The sequence below is a fragment of the Sphingomonas sp. BL2 genome (assembly GCF_056680015.1).
Genome location: NZ_CM155261.1, coordinates 166,828 through 191,565 on the forward strand (window position 1 = coordinate 166,828; position 24,738 = coordinate 191,565).

At 67.8% G+C, this 24,738-nt stretch carries 14 protein-coding genes; 10 read left to right on the forward strand and 4 right to left on the reverse strand.

The genetic code is table 11. The annotated features are described in order from the left end of the window. Window positions 1–417, reverse strand: coding sequence for a hypothetical protein (locus AC1ME3_RS00840; RefSeq protein WP_480954445.1), 417 nt, complete (start codon window positions 415–417; stop codon window positions 1–3). Between the two features lie 85 nt (window positions 418–502). Here AC1ME3_RS00840 and AC1ME3_RS00845 point away from each other — a divergent pair, with 85 nt between their 5' ends. After that, window positions 503–1,444, forward strand: a complete 942-nt coding sequence (locus AC1ME3_RS00845; RefSeq protein WP_480954446.1) for a LysR family transcriptional regulator — start codon at window positions 503–505, stop codon at window positions 1,442–1,444. 116 nt (window positions 1,445–1,560) lie between these two features. On the opposite strand, the gene AC1ME3_RS00850 is transcribed toward AC1ME3_RS00845, so the two are convergent. Beyond that, window positions 1,561–4,617 carry a TonB-dependent receptor domain-containing protein gene (locus tag AC1ME3_RS00850; RefSeq protein WP_480954447.1) on the reverse strand — a complete coding sequence of 1,019 codons (3,057 nt, stop codon included), beginning with the start codon at window positions 4,615–4,617 and terminating at the stop codon, window positions 1,561–1,563. 246 nt (window positions 4,618–4,863) lie between these two features. Here AC1ME3_RS00850 and AC1ME3_RS00855 point away from each other — a divergent pair, with 246 nt between their 5' ends. From AC1ME3_RS00855 to nagE, 6 genes are all read left to right on the forward strand, one after another. After that, on the forward strand, window positions 4,864–5,886 hold the full coding sequence (locus AC1ME3_RS00855) for a glycosylasparaginase (protein ID WP_480954448.1): 1,023 nt from the start codon (window positions 4,864–4,866) through the stop codon (window positions 5,884–5,886). Then, window positions 5,883–6,683 (forward strand): copper homeostasis protein CutC, encoded by an 801-nt coding sequence (locus tag AC1ME3_RS00860; protein ID WP_480954449.1) that lies wholly within the window; start codon window positions 5,883–5,885, stop codon window positions 6,681–6,683. The genes AC1ME3_RS00855 and AC1ME3_RS00860 overlap by 4 nt, the downstream gene beginning before the upstream one ends. A gap of 81 nt (window positions 6,684–6,764) precedes the next feature. Beyond that, complete coding sequence (locus tag AC1ME3_RS00865) at window positions 6,765–7,841, forward strand: SIS domain-containing protein (protein WP_480954450.1); 1,077 nt, start codon at window positions 6,765–6,767, stop codon at window positions 7,839–7,841. Next, the gene (nagA, locus tag AC1ME3_RS00870; RefSeq protein ID WP_480954451.1) at window positions 7,838–8,980 is read left to right on the forward strand and encodes an N-acetylglucosamine-6-phosphate deacetylase; all 1,143 of its coding nucleotides are present in this window, start codon (window positions 7,838–7,840) and stop codon (window positions 8,978–8,980) included. Before AC1ME3_RS00865 ends, nagA begins: the two co-directional genes overlap by 4 nt. A 52-nt stretch (window positions 8,981–9,032) precedes the next feature. Next, a complete protein-coding gene (gene ptsP, locus AC1ME3_RS00875; RefSeq protein ID WP_480954452.1) occupies window positions 9,033–11,528 on the forward strand; it encodes a phosphoenolpyruvate--protein phosphotransferase in 2,496 nt (831 codons plus the stop codon). Then, entirely contained in the window at window positions 11,525–13,231 is a 1,707-nt protein-coding gene (gene nagE, locus AC1ME3_RS00880) for an N-acetylglucosamine-specific PTS transporter subunit IIBC (protein WP_480954453.1), read from the forward strand. The genes ptsP and nagE overlap by 4 nt, the downstream gene beginning before the upstream one ends. A 147-nt stretch (window positions 13,232–13,378) precedes the next feature. Here the strand turns inward: nagE and galA are convergent, their stop codons facing one another. Together galA and AC1ME3_RS00890 are read right to left on the reverse strand one after the other, a co-directional pair. Next, window positions 13,379–16,291, reverse strand: coding sequence for a beta-galactosidase GalA (gene galA / locus AC1ME3_RS00885; protein ID WP_480954454.1), 2,913 nt, complete (start codon window positions 16,289–16,291; stop codon window positions 13,379–13,381). 19 nt (window positions 16,292–16,310) lie between these two features. Then, window positions 16,311–17,048: a GntR family transcriptional regulator gene (locus tag AC1ME3_RS00890; protein ID WP_056062350.1), complete on the reverse strand. Its 738-nt coding sequence runs from the start codon at window positions 17,046–17,048 to the stop codon at window positions 16,311–16,313. Between the two features lie 251 nt (window positions 17,049–17,299). Here AC1ME3_RS00890 and AC1ME3_RS00895 point away from each other — a divergent pair, with 251 nt between their 5' ends. From AC1ME3_RS00895 to AC1ME3_RS00905, 3 genes are read left to right on the forward strand one after another with little or no spacing between them, the layout of a single operon-like run. Continuing rightward, a complete protein-coding gene (locus AC1ME3_RS00895; RefSeq protein WP_480954455.1) occupies window positions 17,300–19,621 on the forward strand; it encodes a beta-N-acetylhexosaminidase in 2,322 nt (773 codons plus the stop codon). Continuing rightward, complete coding sequence (locus AC1ME3_RS00900) at window positions 19,621–22,206, forward strand: beta-mannosidase (RefSeq protein WP_480954456.1); 2,586 nt, start codon at window positions 19,621–19,623, stop codon at window positions 22,204–22,206. The genes AC1ME3_RS00895 and AC1ME3_RS00900 overlap by 1 nt, the downstream gene beginning before the upstream one ends. Then, window positions 22,203–24,737 carry a glycoside hydrolase family 3 C-terminal domain-containing protein gene (locus AC1ME3_RS00905; RefSeq protein WP_480954457.1) on the forward strand — a complete coding sequence of 845 codons (2,535 nt, stop codon included), beginning with the start codon at window positions 22,203–22,205 and terminating at the stop codon, window positions 24,735–24,737. Before AC1ME3_RS00900 ends, AC1ME3_RS00905 begins: the two co-directional genes overlap by 4 nt. Window position 24,738: the final 1 nt, after the last annotated feature.

Consider the following 24,738-nt stretch of genomic DNA (forward strand, 5'->3'; position numbering starts at 1 on the left):
TCAGCGCCCCCGCGTCGCGATGAAGCGCCAGTCGGCCAACACGGCAAGGCGATGAGGCTTGGCCTCCCTGATATAGATGTCGCTCGTCAGGAGCCGGCGAAGATCGGCAAAGCGCGCGTATCGGACGATAGCGACCTCGTCCCAATTATCGCCCTGCCCTCCCAGAAGGGTGGCGACGCGTACGCCCGCATAAAGCAGTTCGGGGGTGATCCCGAGTTCCGCGCAAGCTCGACGGAAGCCGCCCACATACCCCTCGTGATAGCCGCTGCGGGAGTCCGACTTTGCGGCGGTGAAGTTGGCGGGATAATTCGGCGTGTCGCGGTAGCTGAGCAGGTTCACCATGACGACCGGACCGTCGCCAATCGCCTGCGCGGCATCGTTCAGGACCTTTTCGTCCAACTCCAGGTTCGTCTGCACACCCGTCCTCCTTGTTGATCAGGAGGATATCGCGCAACTGCCTCGCCTTCTGTAGCCACTGACGGCGCATCATGGAGTTGCCTTCGTGTCCACACCGCCCAACTTCCAGCGCCTCATCAACCTGCTGCATTTTGCGCGGGTGGTCGAAGCCGGATCGTTCGCAGAGGCAGCGAGGCGTGCCGGAACGACCACCTCCGCTCTATCCAAGGCCGTGTCGCGGTTCGAACAGATGCACGGGGTCCGGCTGCTCCATCGCAGCACGCACGCGCTCTCGCTGACACCGGAGGGAGAGCGCCTGCTCGACGGGACTCGCGATCTGCTGCGCGAAGCAGAGCGGCTCGAGGCGACGCTCGACCATGCCGCCGCAACCGGTTCGGGCGGGCGCGTGCGACTGAGCGCGCCGGCGCCATTGATTCGCGCACGGCTTGCCGCTCAGGTCCCCGCGCTCCTCCGCGCCAATCCCGATATCGAATTGGAGTTGAAGATCGACGACGGCACGCTCGATCTTGCTGCCGAGGGGATCGACGTCGCCATCCGGTACGGCGGGCCGCTGGCCGGGCAACCCGGCCTTGTCGCGACACCGCTCGGCAGCTTCCCGTGGATCCTGTGCGCGACGCGACGCTATGTGGACCTCATGGGAACGCCGCAATTGCCTGCGGATCTCGTCGACCACAAGCAGATCGGCTTTCGCGAGCCCGGGTCTGGCCGGTTGATGGCATGGCAGTTCGCGAACCCTGCCGATGGTTCGCCGGTCCGCCACCCGCCGCGGCCCAGGCTGGTGGTGGAAGACGTCGGGGCAATCTGGTCGCTGATGCGCTTGGGGGTGGGATTGGCGTGGCTGCCAGCGTGGGTAGGGCTGAAGGACCTGCGTGACGGACGCGTCGTCGAACTGCTCCGCGACTGGCGGGTCACGGAGACCGCGATCCATGCGGTTCGACTTGAACGCCGCCAGATTCCTCGCCGCATCCGCTCGCTTCTCAATGGCCTGCAAACGGTTGCGAGCCAATGGTCCTACCGCGACAGCTAGGCGGTCGGGCATCAGCATCGCCGACATGAAAAATCCCCCGCACCCGGAGGCACGGAGGATCATCATTCGGGGGCGATAGCGCGTGTCCCTCGACACGAGCCATGGTCAGGTCAACATCAGAACCGGACGGTCGCGCCCACGGCCAGGTTGCGGCCCAGCGAGTCGTAGCGCTGCGGGATCGTGTTCGTGCGCGCGAGGGCGACGTTGTACGAGTCCGGAACGATCGGCGCGCTCTTGTCGAGCAGGTTGTTGGCGATCAGGCGCAGCGAGAACTGCTTGTCGATCGCGAAGTTGAGCGCGAGGTCGAAATAGCTCTTCGGCGAAACCCGGTAGTAGCTGGTCCGCGCGCGCGCGTCCGTGCCACCGATCGCCGGATCACCCGAATTGTCCGCGTTGGTCAGCGACCCGACATAGCGCCAGTTGAACGAGGCGCTGAAGCCGCGGTCGAGCGTGGTGTACGTCGCGCGCAGGCCGTGCGACCATTTCGGGATCAGTTGGCCGCAACCGTTGCCGTAATACCCGGCGCAGTTGCGCTCCGGCTGGACCGGCGAGTCCTGGCCGCCCGCGAACGTCGTCAGCGACCCGTTGAAGTTCCAGTCGATCTTGCCGGCGCTGGCGAGGTCGAGCGTGTACTGTGCCTGGAAGTCGTAACCGCGTGCGATCGAAGTGTAATAGTTCGTCGTGCCCTGGCGGATGAAGCCGGTGGTGGGATTGCTCCCGGCCGTCGAATACAGCGTACCGGTGCCGGGATTGCGGACGATGCCCTGGCAGAAGAACGCGTCGCCGTTCGAACGCTGACAGCCATCGGTATAATAGCTGTAGTCGTTATACCCGAGCGAATCGTTGATCTTGATCTGGTAGCGATCGACCGAGAACACCAAGCCCTTCACAAACCGCGGCTTCACGATCAGGCCATAGGTCTGCGTGTAGGCGGTTTCCGGATCGGCGGTGTAGCCGCCCGAGCGTACCGTGCATGCCGCCGAGCCGTTCGGGGTGGTGCCGTTGCTGCACAGCAGAGTCTGGCTGCCGTAGAGCGCATCGGACAGGCCGGTTGCCCGACAGACATCACGCGAAGCGGTTGGTGCACCGTATTGGATCGTACCATTCGCATTTTTGACGGCAGTACCGTCGGCGTTCCGGACGACCGTCGGTGCGCAGAAATCGTTGAACGTGCCTGCGCCGCCCGACGCGAAATCGACGTTGGTCGCCTGACGGATTTCGGTCACCGTCGGTGCGCGCTGCGCCTTGTTGAACGAAGCGCGGAACGTCAGGTCGCTGACGGGGGCGTAGATGCCCTCGACCTTCCAGGTGTTGAACGTGCTCGGGTTGCTGCTGTACTTCGACACGCGGTAGCCGCCGTTAACCTGCAACAGGTCGGCGAAGCGCTTGTGCTCGACCAGCGGCGCCTGGACCTCGACGTTAGCCTCCCAGACGTCCTGCTTCAGGTAGCTGTCGGTGCCGCCCAGACCTGCTCGATACACGCTGTCGGCGGTCGATTTGAGCGTATCCTTGCGATATTCCGTGCCCAGCGCGATCGCGACGCCCTGCTCGGCGAACGGCGACTTGATCCCGTATTTGCCGAGGTCGCCGGTGACGTTGGCCTGCACGTCGTACAGCGTACCCGTGGTTGCCGACGTCCCTTGGTCATACAGATAATCGATCAGCGCGGGGTTGGTGTTGCCGGCGCTGAAGATATCGAAGGGAACGCAGGCGGCATCCGTCGTAGTGGCGCAGGTCGGGGCTGCGCGCGTGCCGCCGACGTTGATCGAGTTCTGCAGGTTGGCCGAGTTGACGAAGCTTGGTGAGTAATCCTGATGGTTGCGGGCGTAGACGCCGCCGACATCATAGGTCCACGCGCTGCCGACCTTCCCGCGAACGCCGCCGGTCAGGCGGACGCCGGTGTTCAGATAGGCGTCGGGCTGGTCGTTGCCCTCGCCGAGACGATAGCGGAGGTCGATCGGAACGGACGTCCCCGTACCTGCATTAGTGCCGCAAAGCGCGGCGGCCTGACCGCCCGAAAGGAACGGGTTGTTGCAGCTGACCTGAACCTTGCCGCCCGCGATTGCCGGATAATTGTTGTACGACTTGTCGCGGAACCAGATGCCCGATGCGTAGAGCTCTGCGTCGGGTGCGATGTCCAGGCTGACGAAGCCGCCTGCGTTCACGCGCTCGGAGGGGCGCTGGTATGCGTAGTTGCTGAAGTAGTTCGACGCATTGCCGACGCCTTGACCGTAAGGCACGAAGGCCCGCGTTCCGTTCGGATTATTGACGTACTGTGGCCCGAGCTGATTGCCCTTCGCGTCCAAAGGCGAAATGAGCCCGCTGGTCGAGCTGCTCGGCGTCAGGCCGCACGAAAGCGGCGCGTTCAGCGTCGCCTGCGTCAGGTAGCAGCCCGAGTTCGAGCGGGCCGACAACAGCACCTCGTCGGTATGCTTGTAGTTGACGAAGCCGTTGATCCGCAGCGCGCCGTCGAACAGCTTCTTGCCCGCGGTCAGCGTGACATCGGCACGACCGCCATCGTTGGTCAGGCCGCGTGGGCTGCTGAAGCCCGACGAACGCGCCAGCGACGACACGACCGTGTCCTTGTTGTTGTGGTTGTAGAAATTATAGTTGCCGTCGAGCTGGATGCCTTCGAAATCCTTCTTCAGGACGAAGTTGACGACGCCCGCGACCGCGTCCGACCCGTAGACCGACGAGGCGCCGCCGGTCAGCACGTCGACCCGCTCGAGCAGCGACGGCGGGATGATGCCGACGTCCTGGCCGTTCTGCGTGCCGAGGCGCTTGCCGTCGATCAGGACCAGCGTGCGCTCGAACCCGAGGCTGCGCAGCTTGATGCGCTGGCGACCGTCGGAGTCGTTATAGGTCTGCTGGCTGTCCGGCGCGATCTGCGGCAGGCGGTTCAGCACGTCCTCGACGTTGACCGCAGCCTGCGCGCGGATGTCCTGCGCGGTGACCGACGTGATCGGCGCCGCCGACGTCATGTTCGGACGCTGGATGCGCGATCCCGTCACGACGATCGTGTCGTCCTTCGGCGTGTCGCGATCGACAGCGGTGGTTGCGGTGGTGGCATCCGCCTCGACCTTGGCTTCGGCGGGCGTGCTCGCGGCAGCCTGGGCGGGCGTCACGGCCTGCGCGGGCACGTCCTGTGCGAAAGCCGTGGTAGCGGAAAACACGAGAGATCCGACGAGCGCGATCCGCGAAACAGAATGGCCGAAGTTCATACCTACCCCTAAAAAAGCCCGGTTGCGTGATAGCGCTATACCGGTTGCCCGTACTGGTTTGGTCAAAACACGTCGCCAGTCAATGCCGAAGCAATACCGGTCTAGAACATTTGCGTTGGAATGTTGCAAATCGGCGTCACTACTGGCGGTCGCCATCTCCTTGCGATAGCGTGCAGACAAGAACGCAAGGGGGATCTGATGCAGAACACGCGACGGTCGTTGCTCGCCGGCTTGGGCGGCCTGGGGATGATACCATTCGTAGCGACTCGGGCGACTGCCCGATCGGGTGCCGCGACGGACGCCCCGGCGACGGGTGCCATGGTCCTGTCGACCTGGGACTTCGGCGCCGCCGCCAACACGGTGGCCTTCGCGGAACTCGCCAAGGGCGGCTCGCTGATCGACGCGGTCGAGGCCGGCGCGATGGTACCCGAGGCGGATCCGACCAATCATAGCGTCGGCTATTCCGGCTATCCCGACCGCGACGGCCACGTCACGCTCGACGCGGTCATCATGGACGATGTCGGCGGGGTCGGTGCCGTCGCCGCGCTGGAGAACACGGTGCATGCGATCTCCGTCGCGCGTCGCGTCATGGAGCGGACGCCGCATACCTTCCTCGTCGGCGAAGGCGCGACACGGTTCGCGCGAGACCAGGGGTTTCCGCAACAGTCGCTGCTGACCCCGGAATCGGAAAAGGCATGGCGCGACTGGCTGAAGACCGCGAAATACCAACCCGAAGCCAATAGCGAGAACCGTATCACCCGCACACCCGGCGGCGCGCTCGACCATGACACGATCGGCCTGCTCGCACGCACGGCCGACGGGCGGATGGCGGGCGCCTGCACGACCTCCGGCATGGCGTTCAAGATGCGCGGCCGGGTCGGCGATTCGCCGCAGGTCGGGTCGGGCCTGTACGTCGAGGCAGGCGTCGGTGGTGCCACTTCGACCGGGCTTGGCGAAGAAGTGACTCGCGTCGCAGGCTCGGCGCGCGTCGTCGCGTCGATGCGCGGCGGGTCGACGCCGCAACAGGCGTGCGAAGAGGTCGTCCGCCATATCGCCAAGCTGCGCGGCGATGCGATCCGCGGTGTCCAGGTTGGCTTCCTCGCGCTCGACACGAAGGGCAATGTCGGCGCGTTCTGCCTGTTGCCGGGCTTTACCTATGCGGTCACCGACGCGCGCGGCAAGACGACGGTGCTGAAGGCGCGGTCGCTGTTCCAGGCGTGACCGTCGCGGAAGACATGGTGCGCGGCGCGCGAACGATGCTCGAAGTCTGCGTCGAGGATCTGCACGGTATCGACGCGGCGATCGCCGGCGGCGCGGACCGCATCGAACTGTGCGCGGCGCTCGGCGTCGGTGGGCTTACACCGCCCGCGTCGCTGATCCGGGCAGCGGCGGCGTCATCGGAGGTGTCCGGTGTACCCGTCCACCTCCTGGCCCGGCCACGTGAAGGCGGCTTCGTCTATACGCCGCGCGAGCAGGCGCTGATCGCCGACGACATTCGCACCGCGGCGGAAGCCGGATTGGCGGGGATCGTCATCGGCGCGCTCGATGCCGACCACCGGCTCGACGTGCCCGCCCTCGCCGCTTGGGTCGCCCATGCCCGATCGCTGGGCGATGCTCGCGGACGCCCACTCTCGCTGACGCTGCACCGTGCGTTCGATCTGTGTCGCGAAATGCCCGAAGCGCTCGAGTCCGCCGTCACGCTCGGCTTCGACCGGATCCTGACCTCGGGCGGCGCCCCGAAGGCGGTCGATGGCGTTGAGATGCTGACGGCATTGCACCGACAAGCCGCCGGTCGGATCATCGTGCTCGCGGGAAGCGGGGTCTCGCCGGAGACGTTGCCTGCGATCCTCGCGACCGGTGTCCGCGAAGTCCACGCCTCGTGTCGCGCGCCCATGACGACCGCCGCCGATCCAGCCGAACTACGCTTCGGCTTCGCCTCGCCGGGACGCGCAGCGACGAACCGCGACGCGGTAGAGCGACTGGCGAACATGGTGGCCGGACATCCGGCGCTTGAATAATACCAATCCATAACTTACTCAAACCGGTCTGGGTCGGGGGGCCTCTCGCTCCTCGCCGAACGCCAATCGAAGCGAGCCGCCATGCACGACGCCACCCCGCCTCCGCTAACACCGCCTCCCATCGCGGAAACCGCGACGCTGATGTTCCGCGAGGCTGCGGAATCGTCCGAGGCCGTCGCACGGATGCTCGCGACCAACGCCGCGGCGTTCGCGGCGCTCGGTGCGCGTCTTCGTAGCGCCCCGCCCGCGGTCGTCGTGACCTGCGCGCGCGGCTCGTCGGATCACTCGGCGGTGTACGGCAAGTATCTGATCTGGACGAAGACCGGCATTCCGGTCGCCGCCGCGGCGCCGTCGGTCGTGTCGATCTACGACGCACCGCTCGGTGCGCGGAACACGCTGTGCATCGCGGTATCGCAGAGCGGTCGCAGCCCCGACCTGCTCGCCGCGGTCGCTGCGCAGAAAGCCGCCGGCGCGCATGTCGTCGCATTCGTGAACGACGAGACTTCGCCGCTCGCCGAAACCGCCGACACGCTGATCCCGCTATGTGCCGGACCGGAAAAGTCGGTCGCGGCGACCAAATCCTACATCTGCTCGCTCGCCGCCTTCGCCGCGCTGACCGCCGAATGGGCCGACGAAGACGCATTGCGTAGCGCGGTCGCAGCCCTCCCCGCCGACCTCGCACGCGCCTGGGCGCTCGACTGGTCGGCCGCCGTCGCTCCGCTGCGCACCGCGACCAATTTGTTCGTGATCGCGCGCGGCATGGGCTTCGGCATCGCCAACGAGGCGGCGCTGAAGATGAAGGAAACCTGCGCGCTGCACGCCGAATCGTTCAGCTCGGCGGAAGTGCGCCACGGCCCGATGCAACTGGTCGAGGACGGCTTCCCGTTGCTCGCGCTCGCGACCTCCGACGCGGCCGGCGACGGCGTGCGCGATGCGGCGCGCGAGTTCGCCGAGCGTGGCGCAGGCGTGTTGCTCGCCGATGCCGGGCTCGACGGCAGCAGCGACGACGGCGTCCTGCCCGCGTTGAAAGCACACCCGGCGATCGAGCCGATCCTCATGATCCAGAGCTTCTATCGCATGGTCAACGCCCTCTCGCTCGCGCGCGGGTTCAACCCCGACGCACCGTCGCATCTCAGCAAGGTGACGCGCACGTTATGACGATCTTCCGGTTTTCGAATGGCCATGTGGTCACCCCCGCGGGCGTCCTGAACGGCGCGACGATCGTCGTCGAGGACGGTCGAATTGCGCAGATCGGCGACGCAACCTCTGATCAGGCTGTGGATCACGCAATCGATCTCGATGGCGGCTGGCTGATGCCCGGCTTCGTCGATACGCAGGTCAACGGCGGCGGCGGCGTGCTGTTCAACGACACGCCCACGGTCGAGGGCATCGCCGCGATCGGCGCGGCGCACCGGCCGTTCGGCACCACCGCGTTCCTGCCGACGCTGATCAGCGACACGCCCGACGTGATCGCGCTCGCGCTCGACGCGGTCGACGCAGCGATCCTCGCGGGCGTTCCTGGCGTCCTGGGTATCCATATCGAGGGCCCGGTGATCAGCCCGGCACGCAAGGGCATCCACGACCCAACGCGCTTCCAGGACCTCGACGACGACCTGCTCGCGCTGCTGACCCGCCCCCGTCTCGGCCGGGTCATGGTGACGCTCGCCCCCGAGCGCGTGACCGCGGCACAGATCGCGACGCTGACCGCCGCCGGCGTGCTCATCAGCATCGGCCATAGCGATGCGGATCACGCCACTGCGAGCGCCGGGATGGCCGCCGGGATCACCGGCGTGACGCATCTGTTCAACGCGATGTCGCCGTTGGTCCACCGCGCCCCGGGCGTGGTCGGCGCGGTGCTCGACGACCAGACGGTGTATTGCGGGATCATCGTCGACGGCTTCCATGTCGACGACGCGGTGCTGCGGATCGCGTTGCGCGCACGCCCGCACGACCGGTTCATGCTGGTATCCGACGCGATGCCATGCGTCGGCGCGGCCGAGAAGTCATTCGTGCTGCAGGGCCGCGAGATCCATGTCGAGAATGGCCGCTGTGTCGGTGTCGACGGCACGCTGGCGGGCTCCGATCTCGACATGGCGGGCGCGGTCCGCAACACCGTCGACCGGCTCGGCGTCGCGCCCGAGATCGCGGCAGCGATGGCGGCGACCTATCCGGCGGCGTTCCTGCGGCTGTCGCAGGAGCGCGGCACGTTGCAGGTCGGTCGCACCGCCGACTGGGTCGTGCTCACCCGCGACCTGCATCCGGTCGGCACATGGATCGGTGGGGCGAGCGCGGCCTGACCGCCTCCACCCTGCTTTTGCGCCCTTCCCTTTTGGTATCGAGAACGCACCCATGGCCTCCATCCTCCTGACCGCGCCGATGCAGGGCTGGGCAACGCCGATCGACGAAGTCCCCGACGCGGTGTTCTCGGAGCGGATGCTGGGTGACGGCGTCGCGATCGATCCGACCGGCGACTGTCTCTACGCTCCCTGCGCCGGCACGGTGCTGACGCTGTTGCCGAGCGGCCACGCGATCACGCTCGCCACGCCCGAGGGTGCGGAGATCCTGATCCATATCGGGCTCGACACGGTCGCGCTCGGCGGACGCGGGTTCAGCCCGTGCGTCGCAGTCGGCGACACGGTCGAGCGCGGTGCGCCGCTGATCCGCTTCGACCTCGATCTGCTGGTGCAAGAAGCCCGAGCGGTCGTCACGCCGATCGTCATCGTCAACCCCGACCGGTTCAGCATCGTCCACGCAGTCTCCGGCGAACTGGTCGCGGTCGGTGATCCGCTGGTGACGCTCGAACCCAGCGACGCGGTCGCACGCCGCGACACCACCCAGGACGGCACGACGCACACACGCACGGTCGTCGTTCCGCTCCCCCACGGTATCCACGCCCGCCCCGCCGCCCGCCTAGCCGCGACAGCCAAGCGCTTCGACGCCGACGTGACGCTCGCATCCGGCGACAAGACCGCCAACGTCCGCAGCCCGATCGCCCTGCTCGCCCTGGCGATCCGCTACAACGAGACGATCATCGTGACGGCAGCCGGCGCCGATGCCGCCACCGCCCTCGCCGCGATCTGCGACCTGATCGAGAGCGGCATGGACGAGCTCGCAGAAGCCCCCGCCCCCGCGCCAGTCGTCGCCCCCTCGCCAGCCCGCCCCGCAGTCGACGGCGCGTTGACCGGCGTCACAGCGGCACCCGGCCTGGCGATCGGCCGGGCACGCTGGTTCCGTCCCGCCGACATCGTCGTCCCCGAACAGGGCGAAGGCGTCGCCGCCGAGGAGGCACGCTTCGATGCGGCCGTCACGACGCTGTCGACCCGGTTCGCGGACCGCGCCCGCACCGCAACCGGTCCCGAACGCGCGATCGTCGAGGCGCATGCGGCCATGCTCGCCGATCCCATGCTCCACGAGACGACGCGCGGCGGCATCGCGCGCGGCGAGAGCGCCGGTCATGCGTGGCGGGCCGCGATCCGTCCGCAGGCCGACGCGTTACGCACCAGCACCGACCCGCGGCTCGCCGAGCGCGCCGACGACATGCTCGATCTCGAACGCCAGTTGCTCGCGCTGATCGCCGGGGTCGAGACAACGCCGCTGTCGTTCCCGCCCGACACGATCCTGCTCGCGGACGACCTGCTGCCGTCGCACGTCCTGTCGCTCGACCGCGCGAACATCGTCGGCTTCTGCGTCGAGCGGGGTGGTCCGACCTCGCACGTCGCGATCCTCGCCGCGACGATGGGCCTCCCCGCGCTGGTCGCGATCGGCGCGCCGTTGAACTCTGTAACCGACGACACGTCCGTGATCCTCGATGCCGGCGACGGCCTGTTGCGGATCGATCCCGACGCCGACACGCTCGTCGCCACGCAGGTCCGGATCGTCCAGGCGCAGGTCCGCCGCACCGAAGCCCTCGCGCGGGCGAGCGAACCCTGCCGCATGGCCGACGGTACCCGGATCGAGGCGTTCGCCAATCTCGGCGCGCTCGGCGATGCGCACCTCGCGGTCGAGAACGGCGCGGAAGGCTCGGGCCTGTTGCGCACCGAATTCCTATTCCTCGAACGCGATGCCGCGCCGACGGTCGCCGAACAGACCGCCGATTACCAGGCGATCGCCGACGCGCTCGACGGCCGCCCGCTGATCGTCCGACTGCTCGACATCGGTGGCGACAAGCCGGCGCCGTATCTGCCGATGGCGCCGGAAGAGAACCCCGCGCTAGGCCTGCGCGGCATCCGCGTCGGCCTCGCGCACCCGCAGATCCTGGAGGATCAGGTCCGTGCGATCCTTTCGGTAAAGCCCGCGGGGCAATGCCGGATCATGGTGCCGATGATCGCGAGCCTCGACGAACTGCGCGCCGTTCGCGCGGTGGTCGACCGCGTCGCCGCAGAGATCGGCATCGGCGACCACGTGCCCGTAGGCGTGATGATCGAGACTCCCGCCGCCGCCGTCACCGCCGACTTGATTGCCGCGGAGGCCGATTTCCTGTCGGTCGGGACCAACGACCTCACGCAGTACACGCTGGCGATGGACCGCGGCAACGCGGCGGTCGCGAGCGGGATCGACGGGCTGCACCCCGCCGTCCTCCGGCTGATCGCGCAGACCTGCAAGGGCGGCGCGGTGCATGGCCGCTGGACCGGCGTGTGCGGAGGGCTCGCGTCCGACCCGCTCGCCGTTCCCATCCTGATCGGGCTCGGCGTCACCGAACTCTCGTCCGCACCCGCGCTGGTGCCCGAGATCAAGGCGCTGGTCGCCACGCTGACGATGGAGGCGTGCCGCGCACATGCCGCCGCCGCGCTGCAATGCGGATCCGCCGCCGACGTCCGCTCGCTCGCCCGGGAGTTCACCGCATGAAATCGATCCTCGAAGCCCTCCAGCCGCTCGGCCGCGCGCTGATGCTGCCGATCGCGGTGCTGCCGATCGCCGGCCTGCTGCTCCGCCTCGGCCAGCCTGACCTGCTCGACATCGCCTTCCTGAGTGCGGCGGGCGACGCGATCTTCTCGCATCTCGGCCTGCTCTTCGCGATCGGCGTGGCAACTGGCTTCGCGCGCGACGGCAACGGCGCGGCGTGTCTCGCCGGGGTCGTCTGCTTCCTCGTCGCGACCGAGGGCGCCAAGGTCCTGCTGGTCATCCCGCCCGAGACGACCGCCGGATTGACCGGCGTCGGCGCCGACCTGGCGATCGCTGCATGGCGCGCTAAGTCCATCGCCCGGCTCGACGTGCCGATCGGCATCCTGTCGGGATTGGTGGGAGGCCTGTTCTACAATCGCTTCTCGACGATCAAGCTGCCGGAATATCTGGCGTTTTTCGGCGGCAGACGGTTCGTCCCGATCGCCAGCGGCGTCGCCGGCTTGGTGCTGGGTGGCGTGATCGGCTGGGGCTATGGCACGATCGGCACCGCGATCGACACGATGAGTCTGTCGATCGCCGGATCGGGATACGTCGGGCTGTTCCTGTTCGGACTGCTCAACCGCCTGCTGCTCGTGACCGGGCTGCATCACCTGATCAACAACATCATCTATTTCGTGATCGGCGATTTTCACGGCGTGAACGGCGACCTGCGACGTTTCTTCGCGGGCGATCCGACCGCAGGATCGTTCATGGCCGGCTTCTTCCCCGTCATGATGTTCGGCCTGCCCGCGGCCTGCCTTGCCATGTACCACGAAGCGCTGCCCGAACGCCGTCGCGCCGTAGGCGGGATGCTCGCCAGCCTCGCCCTTACCTCGGCCTTGACCGGCGTTACCGAGCCGATCGAGTTCAGCTTCATGTTCCTGGCGCCGGTCCTGTATGCGATCCATTCGGTTCTAACCGGATTGTCCGAAGTCATCATGGCGCTGCTTGGCGTGAAGCTCGGTTACGGCTTCTCGGCCGGGCTGCTCGATTACGTCCTGAACTACGGCAAGGCGACGCGGCCGTTGCTGCTGATCCCGGTCGGCCTGGCCTATGCCGCGATCTATTACGTCGTGTTCCGCTTCTTCATCCGTCGCTTCGACCTGAAGACGCCGGGTCGCGAGACCGACGTTGTCGCGGCGCCGACGACCGCAGCGCAGCCCGGCGGTCGTGGTGCGGCGTTCGCCCGTGCGCTCGGCGGGCCGGCGAACCTGACTACGGTCAGCGCCTGCACGACGCGTCTTCGCCTGATCGTGGTGGACCAGTCCGCGGTCGACGACGCCGCACTGAAGGCACTTGGCGCTCGCGGTATCCTGCGGCCGTCGAACTCCGCGCTCCAGGTCGTGCTCGGGCCGATCGCGGATGTGGTGTCGGTCGAGATCCGCGACGCGTTGGCCTTGGGCGAAGACCTCACCGTCGAACCGGCAGCGCAGGTCGCGGCGGATGCGATCACGCTGTCTTCGGCGACCGAAGCTGCGCTTGGCGGTGCAGCGAACGTCCTTGCCGCCAGCCGCCATACCGGGCGACTGCGCGTCGAGCTGGGCGATATCGCGCTGGCAGACGATGCGGCACTGGCGAAGCTCGGTGTCCGCGCGATAGCCCGCCCCGCGCCCGGCCAGCTTCACGTGCTGGCGACCGACGCGGTCCTGACGGCGCTGGCCCGGTAACCCGCTGATCCTCCCCCGCCAGGGGGAGGTGGCTGGCACTTGCCAGACGGAGGGGGAGGAAAGGGAAACGCCTGTTGCGCGTCCTCCCCCTCCGTCACCTTCGGCGACACCTCCCCCTGGCGGGGGAGGATTCAGTAAATTGCGGCGTCAGCGCGCTAGCGGTTCCAGCGACACAGGGCCAACGATACCGGAAACCCCGTCCGCGGCGGCTTCCACCACAAGCACGATCTGGCGCACGCCACCGCCCGCCGGCAACGCCGCCTCAAGCGGCCCCGCCTCCACCCCAGTCTTCGACGCGAGCCGCTGGCCATCCACCCACAGCTCCGCCTTGCCCGCGATCGCGGCAAAGCGGATTGTGCCGCCCTCTACACCGATCCGCCGCCACGGCGTCACGCTCGCGCGGTACAGCCGCCAACGCCCCTCCGCCGCAGCCTGGACCGGCGTGCCGCTCCGCACGAACGCCCAACTGTTATTATCCCCATCGATCGGCGCCAGCCCAGGATCCGGCCGCGCAGCGAAAGCCGGCGAGCGACGCCATTCCCGGATCGCCTGCTCACCATAGGTCGCAGCCATCTGCGCCCGCGGTACGATCGCGGCCCGGTCGATCACCAGCCGCGCCGGCTTCAATCCCGGCGCAGTCGCGGTCATCACGATCCGCCCTCGGCCCGTTCCCGCCTGCACGATGACCTGCGCCAGCCCGTTGAACAGCGACCGCGCATTGCCCTTCTCCGGCTCGTGGCTGTTCGGATCGCCATTACCGACACCGATGATCGCCGCGCCCTCGACCGAGAACTGCGTCGGCAGGTTCGCAGTCGGTACGTGACGCCCGGCGGCATCGATCGCGTCGATCGTCACCGGCTGCGTATCCTCGTCGTCGCCCGCCATCACGGTCCGCGCCGGCGTCAGCCGCAAAGCGACCGGCTTGCCCACGGTCTCGTGCGCGGCCATCGCGACAACCTTGCCGCCGCGCATCGCGACAACTTCGATCCGCCCCGGCGCATAGGCCACGCTGAACTCGTTGCCCATGATCCGGTCGACCGCCTGCTCGCCGACCTTCCGGCCGTTCAACCGCAACTCGACGCGCTCGGCATTGCTCATCACCAGCACCACGACTGGCTGCCCCTCGCGTCCCGGCCAAGTCCAGTGCGGCGTAAGACTGACGGCCGCAGCATCATCGACCCAGTGCGCACGATGAATATCGAACGCAGTCTTCGGGAACCCGCACAGGTCGAGGATGCCGAAGAAGCTCGAGATCGTCGGCCATTCGTGCGGCGTCGGCTCGCCGTGATAATCGAACCCGGTCCACACGAACCCGCCCGCGACGAACGGGCGGTCGGCGATCTTCTTCCATGTCGCGCGGTGCGTATCGCCCCAGCTTGCCGCCTCGACGTCGTAGGACGACTGGACATGCGCGGCAGGATCGCTCGCGAACGCGCCGCGCGTTTCATAGGCGCTGGTATCCTCCGAGCTCGTCATCGGCTTGGTCGGGTTGAGCTGGTGGAAGCGGTCGTAGTCGCCCTGATAATAGTTGAAGCCGACCACGTCGAAAATGCTCGACACGTTGATCGGATCGAAGAACGCGCCGTTCATCGCGCCCGTCACCGGTCGGCTGTCGTCGAGCGCATGCGCCGCGTGCGCCATCCGCCGCAGCATCTCGACACCCGCCTCGGTGCCCTGCATCGGCTCCTCGTTGAACACCGACCACAGGATCACGCTCGGGTGGTTGCGGTCGCGGCGGACCATCCATTCGAGCTGCGCCATGTAATCGGGTGCCGGATTGAACTGGCGGTTCTCGTCCATGACGACGAAGCCCATCGCGTCGCACAGGTCGAGCAGCTCGGCGGCCGGCGCGTTGTGCGAACAGCGGATCGCGTTGCAGCCCATCGCCTTCAGCCGCTCCAGCCGCCAGCGCAGCAGCGCATCGGGGATCGCGGTGCCGACCCCGGCATGATCCTGATGCAGGCACACGCCCTTCAGCTTCACCGACCGGTCGTTGAGCAGGAAGCCGCGATCCGCATCGAACCGGATCGTGCGGAAGCCGACCGGAATCCGTCGCTCGTCGACGATCGCCCCGTCGCGCAGGACGTGCGTCACCACGGTATAGAGCGTCGGAGTCTCGATCGACCAAAGGCGCGGCGCAGGCATGGCCAGCGTCACCATCGCGGTCGCGCGTTCGAGCGGCAGGACCGTCGCAGCCGCCTGCGCGCCCGCCACGCGCTTGCCCTCGGGATCGAGCAGCGCGACGTCCACCGTCACGCCGACCGACGCGCGATCGATGCTGCCGAGTTTCACTTCGACCGGCACGCTCCACGCGCCATTCTCGGTGCGCCTCGGATCGCAGTGCACGCCGTCCGTCACGATCGCCACCGGCGCACGGCGGATCAGCCACGCATGGCGATAGATTCCCGCGCCTTCGTACCACCAGCCCTCCATCGCCTGCGCGTCGACGCGCACCGCGATCACGTTGAGGTCGTCGCCGAACCGCGCGAACGGCGTCAGGTCGATCTCGACGCTGTTGTACGCCGACCAGTTGTGCGCGACGACGCTGCCGTTGACCCAGACCGTCGCGTTGGTCGCGATCCCGTCGAACTGCAGCCCGATCGTCTTGCCGCGGTCCGCCGGATCGAGCCGCAGCGTTCGCCGGTACCAGCCGATACCGCGTGCACGGAAGCCCTGCGACACGCTTGCGGTCTTCACGAACGGCTGCGCGGAGGCCCAGTCATGCGGCAACCGAACCGACTGCCAGTCGGAATCGTCATACGCCATCGCCGCGGCACCGAGTGCGTTGCCCGCCTTGACGCTGAGATAGGTCGCGTTGTGACCTTCGGGCGGTGGTGCGATCACGTCGCCCTCGTGGAACAGCCACCCGCGCTCGATCAGCGTCCGCGACGGATCCTGCACCAGCGCGGGCGACGGCAAGGTCCGCGTCGGCTGCGGCATCGGCAGCGCACCAGCACCGCGCTGTTTCGCTACGCTCGCCGCGAACCCGACCTCGATCGGCCCCACGACCAGAGAAGCACCGGCGCCCGCCGTGCCAACAAGAAGCTCACGTCGGTTCATCGAATGCTCTCGGTAAAGGTCAGATATCGGCGAGTTCGGCGACGAAGTCGTACGCATCGCCGCGGTAATAGGAGCGCGTGAACTCCGCGGCCCGGCCATCGCGCAGGAAACCGCGGCGCTCGATCAGCAGCCCGGCATGGCCCGCGTCGACGCCCAGCATCCGCGCATGCTCGCCCCCGAACGGCACCGCACGCAGGCGTTGCAGCGCGCGTACCGGCCGGCTCCCCGCGTTCTCGAGCGCGGTGTAGAGCGAGTCATCGACCACCTCGACCGACGGCAGGCAATATCCCGCGATGGTCGAGAATTCGAGCGCCATCGCCTCTTCGTCGGCATAGCGGATGCGGTTAAAGCGGAACACCGCCGCCCCCGGCGACAACCCCAGCGCCATCGCCTCCTCCGGGTTCACCTGCCCCGCCGAGCGCGAGATCCAGCTGCTGCTCGACGTGCGGCCTCGCGCCGCCATGTCCTCGCTGAACGACGACAGCTTCGAGAAGCTCTTCTCGACGCGTCCGGCGACGAACGTCCCCGCGCCGCGCCTGCGCGTGAGCAGCCCCTCCTCGACCAGTCCGCCGATCGCCTTGCGCACGGTGATCCGCGATACGTCGTACTCGATCGCGAGATCGCGCTCGGCCGGGATCGCATTGCCTTGTACCAACAGCTTCTCGCCGATCGCGTTGCGGATCAGTTCCTGCAACTGGAGGTAGAGCGGCGATGGATTTCCCTTGCGAAAGCGTCCGATGTCATCGGAAAACGCCATGTATTCCCCCTCCGACCGGCAGCTCAAAGCGAGCCTTGCCGCGTCCCTTATGGTAGCGTAGCCAAGGACCGCGTGGTCGGCAACCAGACTAAATCCATGGGCCATATTGGTATGTCCCCTGACCGCCCAACGTCCGATCTCCTGTCAGAGCGGCACAAGCTTGCTGTCAAATGACGGGGTTGTGTCTGGACTTATATTGGTTACATTCCTCGACCAGCGGCCGTCAGGAGCCGATACAGGGAGCAGTCGACATGCGTGCAACCGCGAACCGAAATGCCGGGCGCTTGCTGACGGCAACGGCGCTGCTTCCCGCCGCTCTCTGCGCGATCCCTGCCCAGGCGCAGGACCGCCTGCCGCTGGTACCGCAACCTTCCGCAATCACCCGTACCGCCGGCAGCTTCACGATCGCCAACGGTGCGACAATCACCGCCGATCCTTCCGACGCCGGTGCCGCCGCCGCAGCGCGCCTGCTTATCGCGCATGTGAAGACCGAACGTGGGCTCGCTCTCCGGACGTCGCCGAACGGCAATATCCGTTTCGTTCGCGACGCCGCGATCAAGGGCGCCGAACCGTACCGGCTGACCGTCGACGCGTCCGGCGTGAAGATCACTGCGTCGGGCGACGCCGGGCTTCTCTACGGAGCGATGACGCTGGCCCAACTCATCAGCCCCGATCGCGCGTTCGGCCAACCCGTGCGCATCCCCGCCGTGACGATCGACGACGCCCCCCGCTTCGGCTGGCGCGGGCTGATGGTCGACACCGCACGGCATTTCCAGTCGCTGCCGTCGATCTACGCGATCGTCGACCAGATGGCGTCGGTGAAGCTCAACACGCTGCACCTGCACCTGTCTGACGACCAGGGCTGGCGGTTCGAGGTGAAGGCGTATCCGAAGCTCACCGAGATCGGCAGCATGCGCACCAGCCCCTCGACCGGCGAAGCGCCCGGCACGCGCGTCGGCGGTTTCTACACGCAGGACGAACTGCGCAAGCTGGTCGCCTACGCCGCCGAACGCGGCATCGTGATCGTCCCCGAGATCGACCTGCCCGGCCATGCGCAGGCACTCGTCGCGGCCTATCCCGAGCTCGGCGTGATCGGCGACACGCCGCGCGTCAGCAACGCATGGGGCGTCAACCCGTACCTCTTCAACCCCGGCCCCAAGGGCATCGCCTTCGTCAAGACGGTGCTCGACGAACTGATGGCGGTGTTCCCCGGCACCTATATCCATCTCGGCGGCGACGAGGCGGTCAAGGACCAGTGGGAACGCAGTCCCGAGGTCCAGGCGCAGATGGCGAAGCTCGGCATCAAGGACGAGAACGGCCTGCAAAGCTGGATGATCGACCAGTTCGGCACCTATCTGGCCAGCAAGAAGCGTCGCCTGATCGGCTGGGACGAAATCCTCGAAGGCGGCCTGCCCGCATCCGCTTCGGTGATGTCATGGCGCGGCGAGAAGGGCGCGGTCGATGCCGCGAACCAGAACCACGACGTCGTGCTGTCGCCCGCACCGACGCTGTATTTCGACAATCTGCAAAGCGATCGCCGCGACGAACCACCCGGCCGCCTCGCAATCCAGTCGCTCGCAACGGTCTACAATTACGAGCCGATGCCGACGGGCATCTCGGCGGACAAGGCGCAGCACGTGCTCGGCGCGCAGGCCAATCTGTGGAGCGAATACATCGTCACGCCGTACCAGATGCAGCACCTGATCTTCCCGCGCGCCGCTGCGCTCGCGGAGATCACGTGGTCGGGCAAGGACAAGCGCGACTTCACCGGCTTCCTCGACCGGGTCCAGCCGCAGATTCAGCGCTGGCGGAAGTCGGGGTTGGAGGTCGCGGACAGCGCGTTCGCAGTCGGCTACACGCTCGAGGGCACGCCCGGCGATGCGCTCCGCACGAACAAGGCAAAGGTCGTGCTCGCCACGCAAGCGCCGTACGGCACGATCCGCTACACGCTCGACGGCAAGGTGCCGACCGCGCGCTCGACCGCCTACACCGCACCGCTGTCGGTCAAACCCGGCGTGTCGATCCGCGCTGCCGCGTTCGATGCGAGTGGCCAGCCGGTCGCAGAACCTCGCCTGTTCGAGACCGGGCGCCAGGCCCTCCTGACCCGCACCGCGTCCGACATGATCGCCTGCCCTGCCGGTTCGCTCATCCTCCGCCTACCGCTGACCTCCGAGGCACAGACCAACGCGCCGGTGTTCAACGCCGACATCTTCGATACCTGCACCGCCTACCCCGCCGCGCCGATGGACGTCGCCAAGGGGTTCACGATCGATATCGCCCGCCTGCCGCGCAACTGGGGCCTCGCGCACGACGTCACCAAGGTCCGCCAGCATTACAACGTGACCCCGCACGGCGAATTGCTCGTGCTGGTCGGCTGCACCGTGAAGGGCGCGAAACCGGTGATCGCCGGCACCTTCCCGCTGCCCGATCCGAAGACCGCGCCGACCCGCTTCAGCGTCAAGGGGACGTTGCCGACGATCGCCGGAGACCGCGACATCTGCCTCCAATTCACCTCCCCCACGTCCGACCCGTTCTACGCGGTCGAGCGCATGACCCTGTCGGAGACACGCTGATGCGTCGCTGGTTCATCCTTCCCCTGATCGCGCTCGCCGCGCCCGCCTTCGCCTCGCCCAAGACCGTCGTGCCGCTCGACGGCGCGTGGCAGGTGCGGATCGATCCGACCGACACCGCCGCGATCGCCGCGCACAAGCGCGAGGCCACGTGGCTGCCGGCGGCCGTCCCCGGATCGGTGCAGCAGGACCTGATCGCGGCGCACCGTGTGCCCGATCCGTTCAAGGGTACCAACGAGGCGGCGATCCAGTGGGCCGGGCTGACCAAATGGCAGTTCCGTCGCGTGTTCGACGTCACCCCGGCGATGATGCAGCGCAATCACCTCGACCTCGTGTTCGACGGGCTCGACACGTTCGCGACGGTCAGCGTCAACGGCACGGTCCTGCTGACCACCGACAACGCGCACCGGCGCTGGCGCGTGGATGCGCAGCCGGTGCTGAAGGTCGGACGCAACGAGGTGCTGGTGACGATCGCCTCGCCGATCCGCCCCCTCCAGCCGATGGTGCTCGCCGAGAAGAACCCGCTGCCCGGCGAATATGACAGCGCGTTCGGCGATGAGCCCAAGGGCAAGCAGACCTCGCCCTATATCCGCAAACCCAAATACAATTATGGCTGGGACTGGGGTCCCCGCATCGTCAACACCGGCATCTGGCGACCGGTGCGGCTGGAGATCTGGGACGACGCGCGGATCGACACGCTGCGGGTCGACCAGGAGGCGCTGACGCCGACCGAGGCGCGGCTGACGGCAAAGCTCGACATCGCCGTCGAGACGCCCGGCGTCGCGACGATCCGCGCCGCGGTTACCGGACCGGACGGCAAGACGGTCTCGGTCGACCGGACGGTGACGCTCGTCAAGGGCACCAACGCGGTCTCGATCCCGCTGGCGATCGCGGATCCCAAGCGCTGGCAGCCGGTCGGCTATGGCGCGCAGCCGCTCTACACCGTCACCGCCTCGCTGGGCGGCGCGGAGCCCACGCCCGAGGATAGCGTGACCAAGCGGATCGGCCTGCGCACGGTCGAACTGATCCGCAAGGACGGCAGTTTCGGGTTCAAGGTCAACGGCACGCCGATCTTCGCCAAGGGCGCGAACATCATCCCGTTCGACAGTTTCCCGGCGCGCGTCACCCCCGCCTATATGGAGACGATCCTGAAGGGCGCGCGCGACGCCAACATGAACATGGTCCGTATCTGGGGCGGCGGGACCTATCTGGACGACGCGTTCTACGACATCGCCGACCGGATGGGCCTGATGGTGTGGCAGGACTTCATGTTCGGCGGCAGCGTCACGCCGCCCGACGCCGCCTTCCGCGAGAACGTCCGGATCGAGGCCGAGGAACAGGTCGCGCGGATCGGATCGCATCCCTCCGTCGTGCTGTGGGCCGGCGGCAACGAGGTCCTGTCGGGCTGGGAGAACTGGTCCGACCGGAAGGCGTTCAAGAAGGCGGTCGGTGCCGACGAGCAGGAACGCATCGGCGCCGGCATGGCCGTGCTGTTCGACCGCGTGCTGCGCGAAGCCGTGACGCGCAACGCCCCCGGCACGCCCTATTGGCCGGGTTCGCCATCCACCAATTACGAGGGCCCCGTCGACACCGACAAGGACGGCGACCGTCACTTCTGGGACGTCTGGTCGGGCTCCAAGCCGGTCGAGAACTATCTCGACAGCTGCCCGCGCTTCATGTCCGAATATGGCTTCCAGGCGATGCCGGACCTGTCGACGATCCGCGAATTCGCCGGCAAGGGCACGCTCGCCGCGGACAGCCCGGTGATGAAGGCACACCAGAAGTTCCTCGCCGGCGAAGGCAATGAGCGGCTGATGATGTACCTGCGGGATCGGTTGCGTCCCGCACGCGATTTTGCCGATCTCGTCTACCTCACGCAGGTCAACCAGGCCGAGGCGATCCGCATCGCCGCCTCGCATCACCGCGCCTGTCGCCCGGTGACGATGGGCTCGCTCTACTGGCAGTTGAACGACGTCTGGCCCTCGATCAGCTGGGCGAGCATCGATCATGCCGGCCGGTGGAAGCTGCTCAACTACGCCGCCCGGCGGTTCTTCGCGCCGCAAGCGATCGTCGCCGAGCGCAAGGACGGCGCGACGCGTATCTCGCTCATCTCCGACGCGACCACGCTGGTCGACTCCCGCTGGCGGGTCCGGACGATGACGATGGACGGCAAGGTGTTGAAGGACACCACCGCCGCGCTGATGCTCGAGCCGCTATCGTCGAGGCTGGTCGCGACGCTGTCCGACGACGCGCTGTTCGGGACCGCCGCACCCACCGGCAGCTACGCGGTGGCCGATCTGCAGCTCGATAACGGCGGCACGAGCCGGGCGATCATCGAACGTGCCCTGCCCAAGGACATGGCGTACCCCGACCCCGGCCTTAGCGTTCGCTGGACCGGCACTAACGTGAAGATTACCGCGACCAACCTCGCCCGCGCGGTGATGCTCGATTTCGGTGCGGTCGCCGCGCAACCGTCCGACGACGGCTTCGACCTGCTGCCGGGCGAGAGCGTCACCATCCACGTCGTCTCCGACGTCTCCGCCGCCACGTTGCGCAAGGCGCTTACACTGAGGACCCTCGCCCGATGATCTGGCTCCTGCTCGCGTCCGCCGACCCGGTGGCGACCGCTGTCGCGCAAATGTCGCTCGAACAAAAGGCGGCGCAGTTGCAGAGCACCGTGCCCGCCGATCCGAAAGCCGGCCTGCCCGCGTACGACTGGTGGAACGAGGGGCTCCACGGTCTCGCGCGCAATGGCCACGCGACCGTCTTCCCGCAGGCAATCGGCATGGCCGCGACCTGGGATACCGCGCTGGTCGCGAAGATCGGCGACGTCGTCGCGACCGAGGCGCGCGCGCGCTTCAACGTGCAGGACGTCGGCGCGAACCGCAAGATCTACGAGGGGCTGACGATCTGGTCGCCCAACATCAACATCTTCCGCGATCCACGCTGGGGCCGCGGCCAGGAAACCTATGGCGAAGACCCGTATCTGACCGGCCGCCTCGGCGTTGCGTTCATCGGCGGGTTGCAGGGCCCAGACCCGCTCCACCCCAAGGTCATCGCCACCCCGAAGCACTTCGCGGTGCACAGCGGCCCCGAAGCCGGGCGCGACAGCTTTGACGTTGATCCCAGCCCCTATGACCTGGAGGCGACCTACTTCCCCGCGTTCCGGCTAGCCGTCACCGAGGGCAAGGCGCAGTCGCTGATGTGCGCGTACAACTCGATCCACGGCGTCCCCGCCTGTGCATCGTCGGCGTTGATGATCGACCGGCTGCGGCGCGACTGGGGGTTCAAGGGCTTCACCGTGTCGGACTGCGACGCGGTGTCGAACATCAGCCTCTACCACCATTACCGCCTCGACGCCGCGGGCGCCGCCGCCGCCGCGATACGAGGCGGCACCGACCTCAATTGCGGCAGCGCCTATGCCGCCCTCCCCGCCGCGGTTCGCCAGGGCCTCGTCACCGAAGCCGAAGTCGACACTGCGCTGATCCGCGCGCTCGAAGCCCGCCGCGCGCTCGGCACCGTGTTCGGCGCGGCCAATCCGTGGCGCAGCATCGGCACCGACCAGGTCGACACCCCTGCCCACCGTGCGCTCGCGCTCGACGCCGCGCGGAAATCGATCGTCCTGCTCAAGAACGACGCCAACCGCCTGCCGCTGAAACCCGGCAGCCGGATCGCGGTAATCGGCGCGGACGCCGACGATCTCGGCGTGCTGCAAGGCAATTACCACGGCACCGCGGTCGCCCCCGTCACCCCGCTGGAGGGCATCCGCAAGCAGTTCGGCGCCGCCAACGTCCGCTATGCGCAGGGCTCGTCGCTCGCCGACGGTGCGGCCGTACCCGTCCCCGAAACCGTTTTCGCCGGCGGCCTGAAGACCGAGTATTTCGCCGCGCAGGCGGGCGTCGGCGCACCGACCCTGACGCGCACCGATCGCCACATCGACATCGACCACAACCGCGCGAGCCCCGCCCCCGGTCTCGCCAAGACGTTCGGCGTGCGCTGGACCGGAACCTTCACGCCCCCCGCCGCCGGCATTTATCCGCTGGTCGTCGACGTCCCCGCCTGCTGGAAGGATTGCGTGACTCACGACGCCGTCCGGCTCTGGATCGGCGACCGTCAGCTTTCCGCAGGCGAGGTCAAGAAAGGCCGCGTCGAGGTCACGCTCACCAGCGACGGCAAGCCCGTCCCGTTCCGCCTCGAACTCGATCACCGCAGCGACGACGAAGGCGTCCGCCTGCTCTGGAGCCCCCCCGCACAGCCGTTGCTCGACCAGGCGGTCGCCACCGCGCGCGACGCCGACGTGATCGTCGCCGTGATGGGCCTGTCGCCCGATCTCGAAGGCGAAGCACTCTCGGTCAGCGTCCCCGGCTTCGTCGGCGGCGACCGCACCGACATCGGCCTGCCTCCAGCGCAGGTCCGCCTGCTCGAAGCATTGAAGGCCACCGGCAAGCCCATCGTCCTCGTCCTCACCAGCGGAAGCGCGGTCGCGGTCGATCCGGCATCGGCCGATGCGATCCTCGCCGCCTGGTATCCCGGCCAGGCCGGCGGCACCGCGATCGCCGAGACGCTGGCCGGGCTCAACAACCCGTCGGGCCGCCTCCCCGTCACCTTCTACAAGACCACCGGCGACCTCCCCGCCTTCACCGACTACACGATGAAGGAGCGCACCTACCGCTACTTCACCGGCACGCCGCTCTGGGGCTTCGGCCACGGCCTGAGCTACACGAACTTCGCCTACGCCGCGACCAGGCCCACGCTTAGCGTCGCCGCTGGACGGCCGCTCACCGTCAGCGCCAAGCTGTCCAACGCAGGCAATCGCGTCGGCGAAGAAGTCGTCCAGGCCTACCTAGTTGCGCCCGCAGCCAAGGCCGGCGGTTCGACCACCCCCGTCCTCCAACGCCAGCTCGTCGGCTTCGGCCGCGTCGCGCTGAAGCCCGGCCAATCGCGCACCGTGCCGCTCACGATCGATCCCCGCTCGATGAGCAGCGTCGCACGCGACGGCACGCGGACGATCGTCCCCGGCGCCTACCGCCTCTATATCGGCGGCGGCCAGCCCGGTGACGGCGCGGGCCAGTGGAACGACCTGACGATCACCGGCACGACGGTGGAGTTGCCTAAGTGAG